Consider the following 19909-nt stretch of genomic DNA (forward strand, 5'->3'; position numbering starts at 1 on the left):
TATCTTGTGGGCAAGTGCGAGAAGCGCAATTTTCCTGCCACTTTGCGAAGCTCTGGTTTCGGCGGAGCGATCAGGCTATCGCCTTTGGTCCATGGCGAAATCGACCGACAACCCGGCCCCTTCCCCCGGCCAGCCGACCCCGATGATGGCGCAATATCTGGCGCTCAAGGCGGAAGCGCAGGATTGCCTGCTCTTCTACCGGATGGGCGATTTTTTCGAGCTGTTCTTCGACGACGCGAAAATGGCGGCCGCGACGCTGGACATCGCGCTCACCAGCCGGGGCGAACATGGCGGCGCGCCGATCCCGATGTGCGGCGTGCCGGTGCATAGTGCGGAAGGCTATCTGGCGCGGCTGATCAAGGGCGGGCATCGCGTCGCCATCGCCGAGCAGACCGAAACCCCGGCCCAGGCCAAGGCCCAAGCCAAGGAAAGGGGCGGCAAGGCGCTCGTGGCGCGCGCGATCGTCCGCTACGTCACCGCCGGCACGCTGACCGAGGAGACTTTGCTCGACAGCCGGCGCGACAATATGCTGGTCGCGCTGGCGCAGGTCGGCGGCGAAGGATCGGGCGAGATCGGCATCGCCGCCGCCGACATTTCCACCGGCCGGTTCGAAACGATGACCTGCCCCATCGGCGACCTGCCCGCCGAACTGGCGCGGCTGCGGCCGAGCGAGACGGTGGTGGCGGAAGGATCGACCATCGACGTCGGAGGGACGCATCCTTTCGACCGCGCCGCCTTCTCCAGCAGCCGCGCCGAAGAATCGCTCAAGCGCCTGTTCGGGGTCGCAACCCTCGACGGCTTCGGCCAGTTCGGCCGCGCCGAACTGGCGGCGATGGGCGGGCTGATCGCCTATCTCGACCATGCGGGCAAGGGCGCCCTCCCCTTTCTGGCCCCGCCGCTGCGCAAGACCAGCGGCGGCCATGTCGCGATCGACGCAGCCACGCGCGAAAGTCTGGAGATCGTCGCGACCATGGCGGGCACGCGCGCGGGCAGCCTGCTCGGCGCGATCGACCGCACCGTGACGGGCGCGGGCGCGCGCCTGTTGGGGCAGGATCTGTCGGCGCCGCTGATGGACCTCGCGACCATCGAGGCGCGGCTGGGCCTGGTCCAGCTGTTCCACGATGATATGATCCTGCGCGACCAGCTTCGCGCCGCCCTGCGCGCCCTGCCCGATATCGGCCGCGCGCTGGGCCGCGTGGCGGTGGGACGGGGCAGTCCCCGCGACCTTGGCCAGTTGCGCGATGGCCTTGGCGAGGCGCGGCTGCTGCGCGAGCGGCTGGGTCGGTTCATCGACGCGCCGCAACTCCTGCTGCAACTCCTGCCCGCGCTCGACGGCCATGGCGAACTGGTCGACGCCCTGTCGCGCGCGCTGGTGCCCGCGCCGCCGACCGAGACGGCAAGCGGCGGCTATATCGCCGACGGCTATGATCCCGCGCTCGACGAGTTGCGCCGCATGGCCGGCGACGGCCGCCGCGCCATCGCCGCACTGGAGGCGAAGTATCGTGAGCAGACCGGCATTTCCTCGCTCAAGATCCGCCATAATGGCGTGCTCGGCTATCATGTCGAGGTGCCGGCGCGCGCCGCCGATGCGCTGATGGCGCCCGACAGCGGCTTCACCCATCGCCAGACGCTGGCCGGCGTGGTGCGCTTCAACTCGATCGACCTGCATGAGGAAGCCGGGCGCGTCGCGCAGGCCGGCGCCCACGCACTGGTCGCCGAAGCCGCGCATCTGGAGGAGCTGATCAATGCGGTGCTTGACCGCAAGGCCGACATCGCCCGCGCCGCCGATGCGCTCGCGCGGCTCGACGTCGCCGCCGCGCTCGCCGAACGCGCGGCCGAAGGCGGCTGGCAGCGCCCGCATTTCGTCTCCGACCATGGCGCGGGCCAGTGCCTCGACATTGTCGGCGGCCGCCATCCGGTGGTCGAGGATGCGCTCCGCCGCGAGGGCCAGCCCTTCGTCGCCAATGACTGCCGCCTTGCCGAAAGCGACCGGCTCTGGCTCGTCACCGGCCCGAACATGGGCGGCAAGTCGACCTTCCTGCGGCAGAACGCCCTGATCGTCATCCTGGCCCAGGCAGGCGGCTATGTCCCGGCCGAGGCGGCGACGCTGACACTGGTCGACCGTCTGTTCAGCCGCGTCGGCGCATCGGACAATCTCGCCAGGGGCCGCTCCACCTTCATGGTCGAGATGGTGGAGACGGCGGCGATCCTGGCGCAGGCCACGACACGCAGCTTCGTCATCCTCGACGAGGTCGGACGCGGCACCTCCACCTATGATGGCCTTGCCCTCGCCTGGGCGGTGGTGGAGGCGGTGCATGAGGTCAATCGCTGCCGTTGCCTGTTCGCGACCCATTATCATGAGCTGACCCGGCTCGCCGAAACCCTTTCCGCGCTGTCGCTGCACCATGTCCGGGCGCGCGAGTGGAAGGGCGACCTCATCCTGCTGCATGAACTGGCGGAGGGACCGGCCGATCGCAGCTATGGCCTGGCGGTGGCGCGGCTCGCGGGCCTGCCCCCCGCCGTGCTGAAGCGCGCCAAGGACGTGCTGGCGCGGCTGGAGGCAGGCAAGGCGAAGACCGGCGGGATCGCCGCCGGCCTGGACGACCTGCCCCTGTTCGCGGCCGTCGCGGCGCAGGAGGAGGACAAAATCGATCCGCTGCGCGCGGCCATTGACGCGATCGACGCCGACGCCCTCTCGCCGCGTGACGCACTCGATCATATATATCGACTGAAACAACTGGCCGCCGACGCGGCGCACGACTAGAGACTATATATGGTCATGCAGTTTCCCGCCCTGGGAGCGCGCCGCGCGATCATCGACCGGCGCGCAATTTCCGACACGGTCAACGCCCTGGCGCTGGATCATCGGGGCGATCCGATGCGGCTGCGCGGCCTGATCGTCAAGGAATTGAAGGCGGCGCTGGACCATGGCCGGGACGAAGTGGCACGGCGGCTGGAGGCCAAGCCGACGCGCGGGCGCGAGGCGGTAAGCGCCTTCGCCTTCCTCATCGACCAGATCTTGCGCCTGCTCTACGACGCGACCACCCATCATCTCTATCCGGCGGGCAATCGCAGCACCGGCGAGCGGATCGTGCTGATCGCCGTGGGTGGTTATGGCCGGGGCGAGATGGCGCCGCACAGCGATGTCGACATCGGCTTCATCACCCCCTGGAAGCCGACCGGCTGGACCGAGCAGGTGATCGAATCCATGCTCTATTCCCTATGGGATCTGGGGTTGAAGGTCGGCCATAGCAGCCGTTCGGTCGACGAAACTATGCGCATGGCGAAGGCAGACCTCACCGTCCGCACCGCCCTGCTGGAAGCCCGCTATATCTGGGGCGACCGTATATTATATGAGGAAACCGCCAAGCGCTTCGACTGCGAGGTGATGCAGGGCAACGCCCGCGCCTTCGTCACCGAAAAGCTGGAGGAGCGCGACGAACGGCACCGGCGCATGGGCGACAGCCGCTATGTCGTCGAACCCAATGTGAAGGAGGGCAAGGGCGGTTTGCGCGATCTCCACACGCTCTTCTGGATCGGCAAATATGTGAACCGGGTGCGATCGGTGGCCGAGCTGGTCGATGTCGGCCTGCTGACCCAGGCCGAGCTGCGCCAGTTCCAGAAGGCCGAGGATTTCCTCTGGGCGGTCCGTTGCCACCTGCACACCATCACCGGACGCGCCGAGGACCGGCTGACCTTCGATCTGCAACTTGAAACCGCGACGCGGATGCACTTCACCGGACGCGCCGGCCGGTCGGGGGTCGAACGCTTCATGCGCTATTATTTCCTCAACGCGAAGACGGTGGGCGACCTCACCGCCGTGTTTCTGGCGCATCTGGACGACCAGATGGGGCCGAAGGGGCGGCGCTATATCCCGTCCATCTTCCGCAGGCCCAAGAAGCTGGACGGCTTCGTGCTGGAACGGGGTCGGCTGGCCCTGCCCAGCGACGATTTCTTTCAGGCCGACCCGGTGCGGCTGCTGGAAATCTTCGCCGCGGCGGACAAGCATGGGCTTCAGATCCATCCCAGCGCGATGCGCGCGGCCAGCCGCGACGCCGGCCTCATCACCGCGAAGGTGCGCAAGGATGCGCGCGCCAATGCCGCCTTCATGGAGGTGCTGACCTCCCCGCGCGATCCCGAGACGGTGCTGCGCTGGATGAATGAATCGACCGTGTTCGGCCGTTTCATCCCCGATTTCCGCCGCGTCGTGGCGCAGATGCAGTTCGACATGTATCATCATTATACGGTCGACGAACATACGATCCGCGCGGTCGGACTACTGGCCCGGATCGAGAAGGGCGAACTCGGGCAGGATCATCCGCTTTCGACCGAACTGATGGGGCGCCTCATCTCGCGCCGGGTTCTCTATGTCGCGGTGCTGCTGCACGACATCGCCAAGGGGCGCAGCGGCGACCACAGCATATTGGGGGCGGAAGTGGCGGAACATCTCTGCCCGCGCCTGGGCCTGACCCCCGCCGAGACCGAGACGGTCGCCTGGCTGGTGCGTTATCATCTGCTCATGTCGGCGACCGCCTTCAAGCGCGACCTCGCCGATTACAAGACCATCCTCGATTTCGTCGACGTGGTGCAGAGTCCCGAACGTCTGCGCCTGCTGCTCTGCCTGACCGTGGTGGACATCCGGGCCGTGGGTCCGGGCGTATGGAACAGCTGGAAGCGGCAGTTGCTGGGCGACCTCTATGAATCGGCCGAGGAAGTGCTGCGGCTGGGCCACAAGCAGAAGGGCCGAGGCGAGCGCGTCACCGCCAAGCAGGCGGCGTTGCGCGACGCGCTGGGCATGGACGAGGCCGCGTTCGAGGCGTTCAGCAAGCGGCTGCCCGAATCCTACTGGATCGCCGAGCCGGAGGACATTCTCGTCCACAATGCCCAGCATATTTTGGAATCGGGCGACGCCCCGCTGTCGATCGCGGCGCAATATTATCCGCAGCGCGGCGCGACCCTGGTCACGGTCTATGCGACCGACCATCCGGGCCTTTTCTACCGCGTCGCCGGCGCCATCCATCTGGCCGGCGGCAACATCATCGACGCGCGCATCCACACGACGCGCGACGGCGTGGCGATCGACAATTTCCTGGTGCAGGACCCACTCGGCGGCGCTTTCCACAGTCCCGAGCAGCTGACGCGCATCCGCAACGCGATCGAGGATTCGCTGTCCAACCGGCATCGCCTCATCACCAAATTGTCGGCGCGCCCCCTGCCCCGCACCCGCGCCGAAGCCTTCCGCATCGAACCCAATGTGCTGATCGACAACAAGGCGTCCAACCGCTTCACTGTGGTCGAGGTGAATGCGCGCGACCGGCCCGCGCTGCTGTTCAGCCTCGCCAATGCGCTGTTCCAGTCGAAGGTGACGGTCCACAGCGCCCATGTCGCCACCTATGGCGAGCGCGCGGTCGATACTTTCTACATTACCGACCTTCTGGGCGGAAAGATCGAGAGCAGGGGCCGCTTGCAGACGCTCGAACGCCGCCTGCTGGAAGCGGCCGGCGGCGAAGTGGGCGAAGCGCTGGAAATGGCATAGGGCGATAGAAATCCGTTCGTTTCGAGCGAAGTCGAGAAACGTTCTTGATGCGCTATCTGCTTCTCGACCGCGTTCGAAGCGAACGGGCGTTAAGCGGAAATCTCCATCACATCCCCCAGCGCGAGCAAGGGCAACAGCCGCAGCATGTCGTCCCACTCCACCGCGACGCACCCCGCCGTCGGACGCCCTTCGGACAGATGGAAGAAGATCGCGCTGCCCTGCCCCGGCACCGGCGGCGCGTCATTATGGCCCAGCACGACGATAATGTCATAGGCATCATCACAGCGGATCAGGCTTTCGGCGGAAAAGGGCCGCGGCAGGCGGACGGGACGATTATAGGCCGGGTCTGCAACATCGTCCGACCAGCCATCACCAGCGCGCACCCAGCGCCACGGCAGACGGATTCCCCTCGCTGTGAGCTTGCCCGGCCGCAGCAGCACGCCCCGGACCGGCCATGTCCCGATCGGCGTGCAACCGTCGCCCTCGCGCTTGTCCGCCGCCGCGCAGGCGCCGCTGCGGCCGATGGCGCAAGGCATCACGATATCGCCAAAGCTCAGGCGTCCCGCGCCACATTGGACGCGGATGACGCTCATAGCTGATGGCCGGTGCGGTCGCGCTTGGTGGCGAGATAGCGTTCATTATGCGGATTGGTGGGCAGGATGATCGGCAGCCGCTCGACCACCCTGATGCCGGCCGCTTCCAGCCCGACCACCTTGTTGGGATTGTTGGTGAGAAGACGCACCGCCCCCACGCCCAGCAGATCGAGCATCCGCGCCGCGACGGAAAAATCGCGCGCATCGATGGCGAAGCCCAGCCGCACATTGGCATCGACCGTATCGAACCCCTGATCCTGCATCGCATAGGCGCGCAGCTTGTTGACCAGGCCGATGCCGCGTCCTTCCTGCCGCAGATAGAGCAATATGCCCCAGGGCGCGTCGGCGATTCTGTGCAGCGCCTCATGCAGTTGCGGCCCGCAGTCGCATTTCAGACTGCCCAGCACGTCGCCGGTCAGGCATTCGCTGTGCAGGCGAATGACCGGCGGGGAGCTATCCCGCTTGCCGACGATCAGCGCGACATGCTCGCGCGGCTCGTCGGGGCTGCGGAAGGCCACGATCTCGGCCGTTTCGCTCGCGGAAACGGGCAGACGCGCGCGCGTCGCGACAGCGAGATGGACAGCATCATCATAGGCGGCGATGTCGTCGGCGCCGACCTCCACTTCGGCCGGGCCGTCACCCTGACGCAGGAAATAGGCGGGCAATATGCCGGCCAGCCGCGCCAGGCGCAGCGCCGCCTTGGCGGCCTGGGGGCTAGGCAGCGGACGGGCGCGGAACGGTCCCTTGAGCGGAGAAGCGAGGTCCAGCACCGGATCGGCGATCGCCGTCGCCACGTCCGCATCGATCCAGGGCGTGCGCTCGATCAGCACCGGCAGCTCGGGGTCGGCCGCCGCCAGCTGGTTGGCGAGCTTCAGCGTCTCGGCCCGCGCGGCGGAGATGAGTATGTCGGCTTCGCTGTCGGGATCGAAGCCGCCCAGCGTCACCGCGTCGGCCCCCTCGATCGCCATCAGCCGGATTGCGCCATCGGGCGCGGTCAGGCGCACCGCCCAGCCCCGGCGCAGCGCATCGATGGCGCGGGCGGCGTTACGGGCGGCGGGATCGGCGGGCATCAGAAGGCGAACTCGGTGATGATCGGGATATGATCGGACGGCTTCACCCAGTTGCGGGCCGGTTCGACCACGCGATGACTGATCGCCTTGTCCGCGACATCCTTCGTCATCCACATATGGTCGAGGCGGCGGCCGCGATCCGACGCCAGCCAGTCCTTCGCCCGATAGCTCCACCAGGTATAGAGCCGCGCCGGGGCGGGGTGGAAATGGCGGCCGATATCGACCCAGTCGTTCGACGCCTGCAAACGGCCCAATATCTCGCACTCGATCGGCGTATGGCTGACCACGTCGAGCAGTTGCTTGTGGCTCCACACGTCGCATTCCAGCGGCGCGATGTTGAAATCGCCGGTCAGGATGGTCGGCTTGTCGTCCAGGTCCGACGACCATTGGATCATCCGCTCCAGGAAATCGAGTTTCTGGCCGAACTTGGGATTGACCGCCCGGTCGGGCACATCGCCGCCGGCGGGCACATAGACATTCTCGATCCGCACCCCATTGTCGAGCCGCACGCCGACATGCCGCGCTTCGCCATTGGCCTGCCAGTCGAGCCGGTCGTCCTCATGGATCGGCACCTTGCTCATGATCGCGACGCCGTGATGCATCCGCTGCCCGTTCAGCACCTGATGGACATAGCCCAGACGCCTGAACATCTCGGTGGGGAAAATCTCGTTCACCACCTTGGTTTCCTGCAAACACAATATGTCGGGCGCTTCCTCTCGCAGCAGCTGCTCGACGATGTCGATCCGCGCGCGGACGCTGTTGATGTTCCAGGAGCAAATGGAGAGCGTATCGGCCATGCTGCTGCCCTAGGAGGCGAAGCGCCCGCGCGCAAGCGCCAGACCGACAGGACCGGCAAAGTAAGACCCCCGCTCCGGGGGCGTGGAACGGGGGTCTCGATCGCGCCCTTGAAGCGCTTCGCGGCTGGAGCTGGGGACCGGGTAACAGGGGGGAAATCCCGGTTTTGTCTCCCGCCGTGGATTTCTGATTAACCGCCCCGACATGAGCGGCGGATGAACGAAAATGAAAGTTTTTCGAACCGTCCCGCCGTGCGCTCGGACCAACCCGCCGATCGCGAGAATCAGCCGCCCGCCGAACGGCCCTTCGGCCGGGGATCGGTCCAGCGGAAGGCGGACTCGGCCACCGGCACGCCATAGCGCTGGTTGGTCAACCGCACCGCCGTCCGGTTGTTCTGCGAATCGAGCGCCACCCAGCCGTAAAGCTGAAGGCCCGCCGGGCTGCCCGGATCGCGCTTGAAGATCATGCTGATCGTGCCGAATTCGGGCCGCTTGGGATCGCGCGCCTCGATGCTCAGGATAGACGGGTCGCCGGTGGGGACCACCTTGCCATATTTCGACAGATCCTTGTTCGGGTCGAGCAGCGCGCCCAGCGGCGAATTGCCGATCGGCCAGCGCTGCACCTGCCGCACCTCATAATCGATCATGGTCAGCGCCTTACCGTCGCCCACGATCAGCAGCGGCACCCCCTTCTGATATTGGAAACGGATCTTGCCCGGCTGCTTGATGGTGAGCTGGCCGGTCAGCGTCTGACCGTTGCGGTCGGTCTGTGCGAAATCGGCCGTCATGGTCGTGACCGCGCGGATATAGGCATTGACCTGGGTCAGATCGGATTGTGTTTGACCTCCTTGGCCCGGTTGCGCGGCGACGGGCAAGGTCGGCACGACCAGGGGCGCGGCGGCAAGGGCAAGCGCGAGGGGCGCAATCATGCGCTTCATGGCGTTCAACTCCGGTTGTTCTGGAAGAGGATGGTTAGGAAATCAGGCTTGAACCCGCTGTGAACCCGGCTGTTCCGAAAATGCAAGGATTTGGGTGATGGAGGAGAGCATATGCGAACCTCGGGGCAAGCTCCATCCCCCCGCTCCCACCTCGCTTTCGGCGCCAAAAAAAAAGGCCGATCTGACGACCGGCCTGGAAAGTTTTTAGGAGAGGATGCCTGAAAGGCCCGCTCTCTATGCCGTCGGTCGGCTTATGCTGCAAATGCGAAGGACGAAATGACGATTGCGTGACATGCAATCGTCCGACTTTTCAATCGATTCAGAGAGGATTCCCATTTTCGTCGCGCAACACTTCGCGGCGGCCGACATGGTTGGGCGGGCCGACCAGCCCCTCCTCCTCCATCCGCTCGATCAGACGCGCCGCGCTGTTATAGCCGACCCGCAACTGGCGCTGGAGCCAGCTGGTCGACGCCTTCTGATTCTCGAACACTAGCTGGCACGCCTTGCGGAAGAGCTGGGCGTCGGGGCTATCGTCGCCCAGATCGACGCCGTCGAGCGCGAAGCTGCCTTCCTCCGGCTCCTCGGTGACGGCGGAGATATAGTCGGGCTGGCCCTGCGCGCGCCAATGGTCGGCGACCACGCGCACCTCGTCGTCCGAGACGAAGGGACCATGGACGCGCGTCAGCCCCTTGCCGCCGTGCATGTAGAGCATGTCGCCCTTGCCCAGCAGTTGCTCGGCGCCCTGCTCGCCCAAAATGGTGCGGCTATCGATCTTGCTGGTCACGAAGAAGCTGATGCGGGTCGGCAGATTCGCCTTGATGACGCCGGTGATGACGTCGACCGAGGGGCGCTGCGTCGCCAGGATCAGGTGGATGCCCGCCGCACGGGCCTTCTGCGCCAGCCGCTGGATCAGGAATTCGACTTCCTTGCCCGCCGTCATCATCAGGTCGGCCAGTTCGTCCACCACCACCACGATCTGCGGCAGCGGCTGGAAATCGAGCTGTTCCTCCTCATAGATGGGCTTGCCGGTTTCCGGGTCGTAGCCGGTCTGCACCCGGCGACCGAGCGGCTTGCCCTTGGCCTTGGCGGCGCGGACCTTCTCATTATAATTGGCGAGGTTGCGGACCGAGATGGACGCCATCATGCGATAGCGGTCCTCCATCTGCTCCACCGCCCATTTGAGTGCGCGGATCGCCTTGGCCGGCTCGGTGACGACCGGCGAGAGCAGGTGCGGGATGTCGTCATAGGTCGACAGTTCCAGCATCTTGGGATCGATCATGATCAGGCGTAGCTGGTCCGGCGTCATGCGGTAGAGCAGCGACAGGATCATCGCGTTCAGACCGACCGACTTGCCCGAACCGGTGGTGCCCGCGATCAGCAGGTGCGGCATCGGCGCAAGGTCGGCGATGATCGGCTCGCCGGAGATATTCTTGCCCAGGATGATCGGCAGCGTCGCTTCCTGCCCGAACTGCTCGCTGGTGATGAGTTCGCGGAAGGACACGCCCTCGCGATTGGCGTTGGGCAGTTCGATGCCGATGACGGTGCGGCCCGGAATCGTCGCGACGCGCGCCGATAGCGCCGACATGTTGCGGGCGATGTCATCCGCCAGCGCGATGACGCGGCTCGCCTTGATGCCCGGCGCCGGCTCCAGTTCATACATGGTCACGACCGGGCCGGGGCGGACCTCGACGATATTGCCCTTCACATGGAAGTCGTCGAGCACGGACTCCAGCAGGCGCGCGTTGCGCTCCAGCGCCGCCTTGTCGATCTTGCCGCCCTGGCTGGCCGGAATGGGGTTGAGCAGATCGGGCGAGGGCAGCGAGCTGTTGCCGAACAGGTCGTCCTGCGACACCGGCGCCATGGCGCGCTGTGCCGGGGCCGGCTTGGGCGTCTGGATGGTGATCGGCGGCTTGGGTTCGTTCGACACCTGCTTGCGCGGGGCGATGACGCGATCGGCCGGTTCGTCCTCCTCCTCACCGTCGGCCGCGGCAACGCCCCCGGCAAAGGCCAGGCTGGGACGCGGCAGACTGAACCGGGGCAGTGCCGGGCGGCGCAGCGCGATGATCGGCTTTTCGAGCGCCAGACTGCGATAACAGGTGAAAAGGCCGACGATCAGTGCGATGATGACGACGATGCCCTTGATCCAGGGGGCAGCGGTGGGCGTCTGCGCGATCAGGCTGGCAATGCCCTTGGCGGTGACGAGACCGATCACTCCACCCCAGCCGGCCGGTAGGCCGACCAGCGGATCGGTCTGGAACAGCGCCAGGGCGATGCCGATCAGGATGATGCCGAACAGGCATTTGCCGAACTGCGCCTTCCACCCGCTCATATCCTGGTCGCCCCAGAGGCGGCGCGCGGTGATCGCCATCAGCGGCAGGATCAACGCCACCGGCACGCCCAGCAGCCAGAGCAGGAAATCGGCGGCCCAGGCGCCGGGCGTCTGCATGATATTGGCGACATGATCGCCCGCGACCGTATTCATCGATGGATCGCTGGGGGCATAGCTCAGCAGCGCCAGCGCGAGAAACAGGGTCGCCAGCAGAAGCGTGATCGCGCCGATCAGCGCACCGCTGCGGATCAGGCTGCGCTTCAGCATTTCGCGCCATTCCGGCGAACGTTTCACGGTGCGGCCGACGGCCATAAAATTGCATGTCCCCCAAATGTTCCGGATCGGCACAATGCCTCCGGGGGTGACTCCGCGTCAAGTCTGCCGCCCTTCGGCTCGTCCCGAAGGCTTTGTTCAGGAGGCAGCCAGTGCCGTCAGCGCGTCTCCATCGACCCGCTGCACCGTCCATTCGTCCATCGGTTTCGCGCCGATCGCCCGGTAGAAGGCGATGGCCGGCGCGTTCCAGTCGAGCACCGACCATTCCAGACGGGCACAGTCACGCGCGATCGCCAGCGCGGCCAGACGCGCCAGCAGCGCCTTGCCCGCGCCCAGCCCCCGCGCCTGCGGCAGCACGAACAGATCCTCCAGATAGAGGCCCGGCCGTCCCTCGAAGGTCGAGAAATTATGGAAGAAGAGGGCGAAGCCGATCGCCGCGCCGTCATGCTCGGCGATCAGCACCTCCGCCATCGGGCGCGGGCCGAACAGGTAACGCGCCAGCGTCTCGCGATCGGTCTTCACCTCATGCGCCAGCCGCTCATAATCGGCCAGCGCGCGGATGAAGGCGATGATGATGTCCAGATCGTCCGCCCGTGCTTCCCGAATGATGATGCTCATGCCGTTCCCGCTTCCACATGGGGGATGTCCGCCCGTTTCGAACGCGCGGCGATAAGGCAGCCGGCGACGATCAGCAACGCCCCCGCGACGGTCGTGACAGTCAGCCTGTCGCCAAACACCAGCCAGCCGATGATCGCCGCCCAGACAAAGGCGCTATATTCGACCGGGATCAGCCGCTGCGCCTCCGCCCGCGCATAGGCCCAGGCCAGCGCCGCCAGCGAGGTGAAGGCGAGGGCCGCGGCGAGCAGGACCAGCGGAACGGCCTTGACGGGGGGCAGGATCGCCAGCATCGGCGCGCCCAGCGCGAAGACGCCCAGCATGACCAGATGCTGGAAGAAGGCGACCTCGATCGGGGACGCGACCTGCGCCTGCTGCCGCTGGATGACGAGGTTCCAGGCGAACAGCACCGCAGAGCCAAGGACGGCGAACGCACCGAGCAGCGCATCGCCATCATATTCGCCGCGCAGCCGGCCCGACAGGATCACGGCGACGCCCGCCAGCCCCAGCAGCGACGCGCCGATCGCTTCCCGCCCGACGCTTTCCTTGAGCAGCAGGGCAGCGAGATAAAGCGCGATGAGCGGCGCGATGAAGGACAGGGCAATGGCTTCGGCCAAAGGCAAGCGCATGATCGCCCAAAAGAACATCGCCGCCATGAAAGCCACCACCACGCCGCGCAGCAGATGAATACGCAGCACCGCCCGCGACGGCCAGCGCTGGCGGGTCAACAGCATCAGCGCGAGACCCAGCACGGTGCCGGTCACGGCGCGCCAGAAAAGAGCGTTATAGAGTCCGATGGACAGGCTCAGCCCCTTCATCGCCGCATCCATCACGGAGAAAAGCGCGACGCCGAGGCAGCAGACGGCGAAGGGAATCGCGATACCGCGAGACGACCCGTTCATGATCCGGTGGCCCGGCTTATTCCGCCGCCTCGACCTTGCCCGCGTCGGTGGTTTCGGCTTCCAGCTTCTCCGCCTCGATCGCCGCCGCCTTGGCTTCGACCAGCTTCACGATATGGTCGACCATATCGGCATCCTGGATCGTGTGGTCGGTGACGCCCGACAGATAGACCATATGCTTGCCATTGCCGCCGCCGGTCAGACCGATATCGGTTTCGCGCGCCTCGCCGGGACCGTTGACGACGCAGCCCAGCACCGACAGCGACAGCGGCGTATGGATATGCTGGAGCCGCTCCTCCAGCGCCTGCACCGTGCGGATCACGTCGAATCCCTGACGCGCGCAGGAGGGGCAGGAAATGACCTTCACGCCGCGGGTGCGGATACCCAGCGACTTCAATATCTCATAGCCGACCCGCACTTCCTCTTCCGGTTCGGCGGACAGCGACACGCGGATCGTGTCGCCGATGCCGGCCCAAAGCAGGTTGCCGATGCCGATCGCGCTCTTCACCGTGCCGCCGATCAGTCCACCCGCCTCGGTAATGCCCAGATGCAGCGGGCAATCGACCGCCTCGGCGAGCTGCATATAGGCCGCGACCGCGAGAAACACGTCGCTCGCCTTCACGGCGACCTTATAGTCGTGGAAATCCTGATCCTGGAGCAGCTTGATATGGTCGAGCGCGCTTTCGACCAGCGCCTCGGGGCATGGCTCGCCATATTTTTCGAGCAGATCCTTCTCCAGGCTGCCCGCATTGACGCCGATGCGGATCGAGCAGCCATTGGCCTTGGCCGCGTCGATCACTTCCTTCACCCGCTTTTCCGAACCGATATTGCCCGGATTGATCCGCAGGCAGGCCGCGCCGGCATCGGCGGCTTCCAGCGCGCGCTTGTAGTGAAAATGGATGTCGGCGACGATCGGCACGCGCATAGCGCGGACGATCTGCTTCAAAGCCGCAGTCGATTCCTCGTCCGGGCAGGACACGCGGATGATGTCGACGCCGGCCTCTTCGCAGCGGCGGATCTGGTCGATCGTCGCCTTCGCGTCGGAGGTCAGCGTGTTGGTCATGGTCTGGACCGTGACCGGCGCGCCCCCGCCGACGGGGACATTGCCGACCATGATCTGCCGCGACTGCCGCCGCGCAATGTCGCGCCAGGGGCGCAGGCCGGGATTATGGTCGGACATGAAAAAGGGGCTCCGTGTTCACGAAGCCCCTATAGGGATTTTTGACGCCGGTTAGAAGCTTAAGTCCTTCGTGTTTCAGCTTCGCTGAAACGTGCCGCACCGGCCCGCACCCTCACTCGGCCGCCCATCCAGGATATTCTGTGGGCGGCCGGCCGGGGGTGCGGGCCGGTGCGGTAACGTTCAAAAGCGCAGGGTTAGCGATGCGGCGACCTGGTCCGCATTGCCGCTGGTCTGCGCCAGGGTCGTCGCGGTCACGGTCGCCGGCGCGGGGAAATAGCTGTCGGGGCGGATGATGTTCGCCTTCTCGACGAAGGTATGGGCATAGCTGAGGTTGAGCGCCATCGCCTCCGACATGTTCCAGGTCGCGCCGCCGGTCAGCCACACGCGGTCGCCGTCGGGCACGCGGGTCGTGAGGTGCTGCGGATTGGTGGGCGACCGATCGAACATCGTGCCGGCACGCAGGGTCAGCGCCGGGCTGACATCATATTCGCCGCCCAGGCTGACCGAATAGCTGTCCTTATAATCCAGTTCCTTGTTGGTCGTGCCGGTGGCGGAGGTGACGGCGATGCCCTTGAACCGCGACCAGTTATACCATTTGCCGGTGATCATCGCGCGCAGTTGCGGCGTCAGCTTGTGCATCATGCTGACGGTCACGATGTCGGGCAGGTCCAGCGGCGCGGTCGCGGCAAATTCGCCATTGCCCGCCGCGATCGGACCGAGCAGGCCGGATATGGTTTGCGTGCCCTGTAATTTGTGGCTGATGCCCGATCGATAATGGACGCCGAAATTGGTGTCGCCCAGCGTGTAGAACAGGCCGGCATTCCAGCCGACCGACCAGTCGTCGCCCTTCAGCTTGGCAAAGCCGTCGGCAGGCGCGAGCGGGGAAAGCTGCGGCAGCGCGTTGGTCAGCGTCGCCTTCACATATTGGACGTCGACGCCGCCGCCGATCGACAGATTGTCGGTCAGCTTATAGGCGGCGGAAGGCTGGATATTATAGGTTTTGAGGTCGGTGTAGAGCGAGTCATAGCGACCGAAAAAGCCGTCATCATATTCCAGCTTCAGACCGAAGGGCGCGTTGACGCCCAGGCCGACCCACAGCCGGTCGCTGACCTGCGCGCTGGCGTAGAAGCTGGGGATCGGAATCACGCTTTCGAACGGCTGGCCGCCGTCATTGCCGCCGACCGGCACGCGCGCGACCGAACCGGGGATCGACCGATAGCTGCCGCGATTGGTCTGGCGCGCCGACGCCATCAACGCCGATCCACCGATCGACGTCTGGATGCCCGATAGCTGCGTCATCGCGGCCGGGTTGAAATAGATGGTCGACGGATCATCGCCCGCCGCCGCGCCGCCGGACAGCGCGCGGCCGGTTTCGATCGGCGATTGTTCCTGCAGATAGAAGCCGCCGGCGAAGGCGGGAAACGGTGCGGCCATGACCCCGGTAACAAGAAGGAAACGGCTCAGACGGCGGCTAAGGGACATGGAAAATCCTCTGCTAATGGCGACTCTATCTCATCCGGACGGTGGCGGTCCAACGCGTCTGCCCGGCTTATGAGCCATGCGGATTATCAAAGATGTCGTTAATTTCCAGTGTCAAAGCGCAGAAAATGGCCGTTCCTGCCGAGGCTTTAATGGTTAGCGCCGATTGGACGCTACGGCACTCGATGAAAGCGGCGCGCGAAAAAAACAAAAAAAAGCCGCCCGGAAGGCGGCTATGAAGTTTTAGGAGAGGATGCCTGAAAGGCCCGTTCCTTCTGCAGTGCAGCACCATTTGTCGCAAATGCGAAACATGATGGCCTGATTGCGTTTCCTGCAACCATCCGAAAAATCCAATGTTTCCCTAGCGGAAAAGTTGCATCCTGAAATGATAGCGATATTCGAAAAATCCGCCTGAAGACCGGATCAGCCCTTGATCAACCCTTTCAAGCCCGAATCAGCGAGCTGCGAATCAATTTGCGCCAGCAGCCGCGCCAGACCGGTTTCGTTCGCCGCTTCGGCGCGGGCCACCAGCGCCGCCTCCGTATTGGACGCCCGCAACAGCCACCAGCCATCGTCGGTGCGCACCCGCGCGCCGTCGATGGCGCAAACATCGGCGCCCATCGCGCGCAGCCGGGCCAGCACCTCCTCCACGACAGCGAACTTGCGCGCCTCCGGCACGGGAAAGCGCAATTCGGGGGTGATCATGCTGGCCGGCAGATCGTCGCACAGGGCGGTCACGCTGCGCGCCAGGGTCGCCACCAGGCGGATCAGGCGGACGGCCGCATAGAGGCCGTCGTCATAGCCGGGATAATCGTCGGCGAAGAAGAGATGGCCGGTCGTCTCGCCGCCCAGCGGACTACCTATCTGCTTCATTCTGGACTTTATATGGCTGTGGCCGGTCTTCCACATCTCGGGCCGGCCACCCAGCGCAGCGATACGGTCGAAGACCGTCTGGCTGGCCTTCACATCGGCGACGATCGGCGCGCCGGGGCGGTTTTCAAGCACGCCTTGGGCAAACAGGCCAAGCAGTTGATCCCCGGCGATCGTCCGGCCCAGTCCGTCGATCACGCCGATCCGGTCGCCGTCACCATCGAAAGCCACGCCGAAATCGAGCTGCTTCCCAAGGACAAGCGCGCGCAGGTCGACCAGATTCCGCTCTTTGGAAGGATCGGGATGATGATGGGGAAAATGACCGTCCACCTGGGTGAAAAGCAGATGATGCTCACCGGGCAGGAGCTGCGTCAGCTTCTCCACCACCGGGCCGGCTGCGCCATTGCCCGCATCCCAGCCGATGCGGCAGGCCGCCCCGTCGAAGCCCTGCACCAGGCGCGCGGCATAGCGGTCCATGACCTCGACCGTCTCAACGCGGCCCATGCCCGATTCCCAGTCGCCCGCCGCCGCCATGACGCCCAGGGTCTGGATGTCGGCGCCAAAGAAGGGCGCATGGGCCTGCACCAGTTTGAAGCCGTTCTGGTCGCCGGGATTATGGCTGCCGGTTATCTGTATGGCGCCGTCCACATCGCCCGTCATTTCGGCATGATATAGCATCGGCGTCGGACCGAGACCGATGCGCACGACATCGATGCCGCTTTGGATCAGCCCGTCGACCAGCGCCGTTTCCAGCATCGGCGAACTCAGCCGCCCGTCATAGCCGACCGCGATCCGTCCACCGCCACAACGGGCAATGACCGTGCCGAAACTGCGGCCCAGCGCCCAGGCGTCGGCGACATGGAGCGTTTCCCCCACCGTGCCGCGCAGATCATAATCCCGCAGCAGGCTCGGATCGAAACGATGCGTCACCGCCGCTTCTGTTCCGCGAGCAGCATATCGCGTGCGGCATTGATCTGCGCGGCGAGCGCCTCGGTCCCACCCCTGTCGGGATGAACCGAGGCGATCAGGCGGCGATGCGCGGCGCGGATCGTCTTGGCGTCGGCGTCAGGCGCCACGCCCAGCAAGGTGCGGGCCTTGGCCAGATCATCCGCACCCGGCGCGACTGGCGGCACGGCGGGACGTCTGCGCATCCTTGCCGTGGCATTGCCCTGTTTGGCGAAGAAAAGCGCCGCGCCGATCAGCAATGGGGCACCAATCACCGGTTTGCCCTTTGCCGCCAGCACCGCGCCCACCAGCGCCGCGCCCAGCGCCATGCCATCCTTTGCCGTCATGCGTTGCAGCCTTCCCGTCCAGATCAGCCAGATCGCAAGCCCGGCCAGCAACAGCGCAAGCGCGCCCATCAGGCAGCGCCGAGCATGTCCAGCGACGCAACACCGTCGCGCGTCGGCAAGGCGAAGCCCGACACCATCTCGCGCAATTCCTGCCGCGCGGCGATATGGCTGACGCCCAGCTCGCCCAGATGCCCCTTGTCGAGCAAGGTCAGGCCCGAAGGGAAAAGCTCGCGGAAGATAACACGTTCCGAAAGACCAGGTATCACGCGGAATCCCACCCGGCGCGACAATTCCATCAGCGCATCGCCCACGCGCTTCTTGTTGCGCGCGTCATGATGCTGGACACGATTGCGCAGCACCACCCAGTCGATCGTGACGCCATCCACCTTCGCCCGGGTCTTGCGCGCTTCGAAGATGAGTTCGGAATAGAAGGACAGGCGGCGGACCTTGAAGGTTTCCGGATCGACCTGACCGATCAGGTCGAAATCGACGAAACTGTCGTTCATCGGCGTGACCAGCGTATTGGCGTGCGGCGCCAGATGACGGGCATAGTCATCGTCGCGGCCGGGTGTGTCGACCACCAGGAAATCCTTGCCCTGCGCCAGCATGATGACCTGATCGTCCAGCGCGGCGATGCTGTCGCCGGTGAACACGGTATAATCGGGAATCGGCAGTTCGATGCCGCGCCGCCGCGCGGTTTCGCCGCGATTTTCCATATAGCGGGTGACGGTGCGCTGGCGCGGGTCGAGGTCGATCATACCGACACGATGGCCGAGCGTGGAAAGCGCGATGGCGGTATGGACAGCCGTGGTCGACTTGCCCGTGCCGCCCTTTTCATTGGCGAAGACGATGAGATGCGGCTGCGGATTCGCCATCGGACCCTGATAACCCCGTTGATTGTCGCAATGCGTGTTGACGGTCATGCTGGCTCAAGCCTAGCAGGACGCCCATATCATCCTGCCCTTATCGGAGCCCTTCCTCCCGTGCAAACGCTGCGTGACCTCCCCGCCCTCCGCGCCGCCGTCGACAGGCTGAAAAGCGACGGAAAACCGCTGGTTCTGGTGCCCACCATGGGGGCGCTGCACGACGGACACATGGCCCTGGTGGAGGAAGCCCGGCAGCATGGCCGTCATGTCGTGGTCTCGATCTTCGTAAACCCCAGGCAATTCGGACCGAATGAGGATCTGGCCGCCTATCCGCGGCGCGAATCCAAGGATGCGCAGATGTTGCAGGCGGCGGGCGTCGACATCCTCTGGATGCCGGGCGTCGACGTCATGTATCCTGCGGGCTACGCCACCAATATCAGCGTGTCCGGGATCAGCGAGGGACTGGACGGCGCGGCGCGGCCGGGCCATTTCGACGGTGTAGCGACCGTCGTCACCAAATTGTTCAACCAGGTGCGGCCCGACGTCGCCATCTTCGGCGAGAAAGATTATCAGCAGCTTGCTGTGATCCGCCGCTTTGTGACGGACCTCGACCTGCCGATCGAGATCATCGGTATGCCGACCCAGCGCGCCGAGGACGGCCTCGCACTCTCCTCACGCAACGCCTATCTGAGCGAGGATGAGCGCAAGGCGGCGCTGGCCCTGCCCCGCGCCCTGGGCGAGGCGAAGCGGCAGATCGAGAAGGGCGAGTCCGTAGAGGGCGCGATCGCCAGGGCGATCGCCTCGCTCGCGGCGCATGGCTTCGACCCGATCGATTATGTGAGCTTGTGCGACGCGACGACGCTGGAGCCGATGGTGGTGCTGGACCGGCCCGCGCGGTTGCTCGGCGCGGCGAAACTCGGCGCGACCCGCCTCATCGACAATATCGCGGTCGATCCGGCCTGATCTCAGGTCAGACGCTTGAGCAGGATGCAGGCGAGGACGAACAGACCGATCACGGCCCAGCCCTCCCAAGTACGCGGACCATATCCCCAGCCGATACGTTTGGGGCCAAACCAGATCCGCGGATCATTCATGCGTATCTCCACTTAACTTCGCACATTTCCCGCATATTTCGACATATAGTTCCGCGGGGCGATCCTATCTGTGAATCACCC

At 65.3% G+C, this 19909-nt stretch carries 16 protein-coding genes; 3 read left to right on the plus strand and 13 right to left on the minus strand.

What is annotated here, in order from left to right:
- The first annotated feature begins 91 nt into the window (after positions 1-91).
- Positions 92-2764: a DNA mismatch repair protein MutS gene (mutS, locus tag AC58EF_RS09705; protein WP_497275926.1), complete on the plus strand. Its 2673-nt coding sequence runs from the start codon at positions 92-94 to the stop codon at positions 2762-2764.
- A gap of 9 nt (positions 2765-2773) precedes the next feature.
- Complete coding sequence (locus AC58EF_RS09710) at positions 2774-5536, plus strand: [protein-PII] uridylyltransferase (protein ID WP_497275927.1); 2763 nt, start codon at positions 2774-2776, stop codon at positions 5534-5536.
- Positions 5537-5625: 89 nt separating this feature from the next.
- Here the strand turns inward: AC58EF_RS09710 and AC58EF_RS09715 are convergent, their stop codons facing one another.
- The 12 genes from AC58EF_RS09715 to AC58EF_RS09770 all read right to left on the minus strand — a co-directional run bounded on the left by AC58EF_RS09715 (position 5626) and on the right by AC58EF_RS09770 (position 18743).
- Positions 5626-6129 (minus strand): L,D-transpeptidase family protein, encoded by a 504-nt coding sequence (locus tag AC58EF_RS09715; RefSeq protein WP_497275928.1) that lies wholly within the window; start codon positions 6127-6129, stop codon positions 5626-5628.
- Positions 6126-7199 carry a GTP cyclohydrolase II gene (gene ribA / locus AC58EF_RS09720; RefSeq protein WP_497275929.1) on the minus strand — a complete coding sequence of 358 codons (1074 nt, stop codon included), beginning with the start codon at positions 7197-7199 and terminating at the stop codon, positions 6126-6128. Before ribA ends, AC58EF_RS09715 begins: the two co-directional genes overlap by 4 nt.
- A complete protein-coding gene (locus AC58EF_RS09725) occupies positions 7199-7996 on the minus strand; it encodes an exodeoxyribonuclease III (RefSeq protein ID WP_497275930.1) in 798 nt (265 codons plus the stop codon). Before AC58EF_RS09725 ends, ribA begins: the two co-directional genes overlap by 1 nt.
- A 281-nt stretch (positions 7997-8277) precedes the next feature.
- Positions 8278-8931, minus strand: a complete 654-nt coding sequence (locus AC58EF_RS09730; RefSeq protein WP_497275931.1) for a LolA family protein — start codon at positions 8929-8931, stop codon at positions 8278-8280.
- A gap of 319 nt (positions 8932-9250) precedes the next feature.
- The gene (locus tag AC58EF_RS09735) at positions 9251-11572 is read right to left on the minus strand and encodes an FtsK/SpoIIIE family DNA translocase (protein WP_497275932.1); all 2322 of its coding nucleotides are present in this window, start codon (positions 11570-11572) and stop codon (positions 9251-9253) included.
- 99 nt (positions 11573-11671) lie between these two features.
- Entirely contained in the window at positions 11672-12151 is a 480-nt protein-coding gene (locus AC58EF_RS09740) for a GNAT family N-acetyltransferase (protein ID WP_497275933.1), read from the minus strand.
- Positions 12148-13050: a DMT family transporter gene (locus AC58EF_RS09745; protein ID WP_497275934.1), complete on the minus strand. Its 903-nt coding sequence runs from the start codon at positions 13048-13050 to the stop codon at positions 12148-12150. The genes AC58EF_RS09740 and AC58EF_RS09745 overlap by 4 nt, the downstream gene beginning before the upstream one ends.
- A 16-nt stretch (positions 13051-13066) precedes the next feature.
- On the minus strand, positions 13067-14227 hold the full coding sequence (gene ispG / locus AC58EF_RS09750; protein WP_497275935.1) for a flavodoxin-dependent (E)-4-hydroxy-3-methylbut-2-enyl-diphosphate synthase: 1161 nt from the start codon (positions 14225-14227) through the stop codon (positions 13067-13069).
- A gap of 180 nt (positions 14228-14407) precedes the next feature.
- Positions 14408-15709, minus strand: a complete 1302-nt coding sequence (locus tag AC58EF_RS09755; RefSeq protein ID WP_497275936.1) for an OmpP1/FadL family transporter — start codon at positions 15707-15709, stop codon at positions 14408-14410.
- Between the two features lie 420 nt (positions 15710-16129).
- Complete coding sequence (gene pgmG, locus AC58EF_RS09760; protein WP_497275937.1) at positions 16130-17506, minus strand: phosphoglucomutase/phosphomannomutase PgmG; 1377 nt, start codon at positions 17504-17506, stop codon at positions 16130-16132.
- A complete protein-coding gene (locus AC58EF_RS09765) occupies positions 17503-17937 on the minus strand; it encodes a J domain-containing protein (protein ID WP_497275938.1) in 435 nt (144 codons plus the stop codon). The genes pgmG and AC58EF_RS09765 overlap by 4 nt, the downstream gene beginning before the upstream one ends.
- Positions 17937-18743 carry a division plane positioning ATPase MipZ gene (locus tag AC58EF_RS09770; protein ID WP_497275939.1) on the minus strand — a complete coding sequence of 269 codons (807 nt, stop codon included), beginning with the start codon at positions 18741-18743 and terminating at the stop codon, positions 17937-17939. Before AC58EF_RS09770 ends, AC58EF_RS09765 begins: the two co-directional genes overlap by 1 nt.
- A gap of 108 nt (positions 18744-18851) precedes the next feature.
- Between AC58EF_RS09770 and panC the strand changes: the two genes are divergently transcribed.
- Complete coding sequence (panC, locus tag AC58EF_RS09775; RefSeq protein ID WP_497275940.1) at positions 18852-19697, plus strand: pantoate--beta-alanine ligase; 846 nt, start codon at positions 18852-18854, stop codon at positions 19695-19697.
- A 2-nt stretch (positions 19698-19699) separates the two neighbouring features.
- On the opposite strand, the gene AC58EF_RS09780 is transcribed toward panC, so the two are convergent.
- Positions 19700-19828, minus strand: a complete 129-nt coding sequence (locus AC58EF_RS09780; protein ID WP_497275941.1) for a hypothetical protein — start codon at positions 19826-19828, stop codon at positions 19700-19702.
- Between the last annotated feature and the right edge of the window lie 81 nt (positions 19829-19909).

This window comes from Sphingobium sp. WR1 (assembly GCF_059693745.1).

Coding starts and splice junctions, on each gene's coding strand:
- AC58EF_RS09755 (WP_497275936.1), bottom strand. CDS start 15,709: ATGTCCCTTAGCCGCCGTCTGAGCCGTTTCCTTCTTGTTACCGGGGTC.
- AC58EF_RS09765 (WP_497275938.1), bottom strand. CDS start 17,937: ATGGGCGCGCTTGCGCTGTTGCTGGCCGGGCTTGCGATCTGGCTGATC.
- AC58EF_RS09730 (WP_497275931.1), bottom strand. CDS start 8,931: ATGAAGCGCATGATTGCGCCCCTCGCGCTTGCCCTTGCCGCCGCGCCC.
- AC58EF_RS09710 (WP_497275927.1), top strand. CDS start 2,774: ATGGTCATGCAGTTTCCCGCCCTGGGAGCGCGCCGCGCGATCATCGAC.
- AC58EF_RS09725 (WP_497275930.1), bottom strand. CDS start 7,996: ATGGCCGATACGCTCTCCATTTGCTCCTGGAACATCAACAGCGTCCGC.
- ispG (WP_497275935.1), bottom strand. CDS start 14,227: ATGTCCGACCATAATCCCGGCCTGCGCCCCTGGCGCGACATTGCGCGG.
- AC58EF_RS09770 (WP_497275939.1), bottom strand. CDS start 18,743: ATGGCGAATCCGCAGCCGCATCTCATCGTCTTCGCCAATGAAAAGGGC.
- AC58EF_RS09735 (WP_497275932.1), bottom strand. CDS start 11,572: ATGGCCGTCGGCCGCACCGTGAAACGTTCGCCGGAATGGCGCGAAATG.
- AC58EF_RS09740 (WP_497275933.1), bottom strand. CDS start 12,151: ATGAGCATCATCATTCGGGAAGCACGGGCGGACGATCTGGACATCATC.
- ribA (WP_497275929.1), bottom strand. CDS start 7,199: ATGCCCGCCGATCCCGCCGCCCGTAACGCCGCCCGCGCCATCGATGCG.
- AC58EF_RS09745 (WP_497275934.1), bottom strand. CDS start 13,050: ATGAACGGGTCGTCTCGCGGTATCGCGATTCCCTTCGCCGTCTGCTGC.
- mutS (WP_497275926.1), top strand. CDS start 92: ATGGCGAAATCGACCGACAACCCGGCCCCTTCCCCCGGCCAGCCGACC.
- AC58EF_RS09780 (WP_497275941.1), bottom strand. CDS start 19,828: ATGAATGATCCGCGGATCTGGTTTGGCCCCAAACGTATCGGCTGGGGA.
- AC58EF_RS09715 (WP_497275928.1), bottom strand. CDS start 6,129: ATGAGCGTCATCCGCGTCCAATGTGGCGCGGGACGCCTGAGCTTTGGC.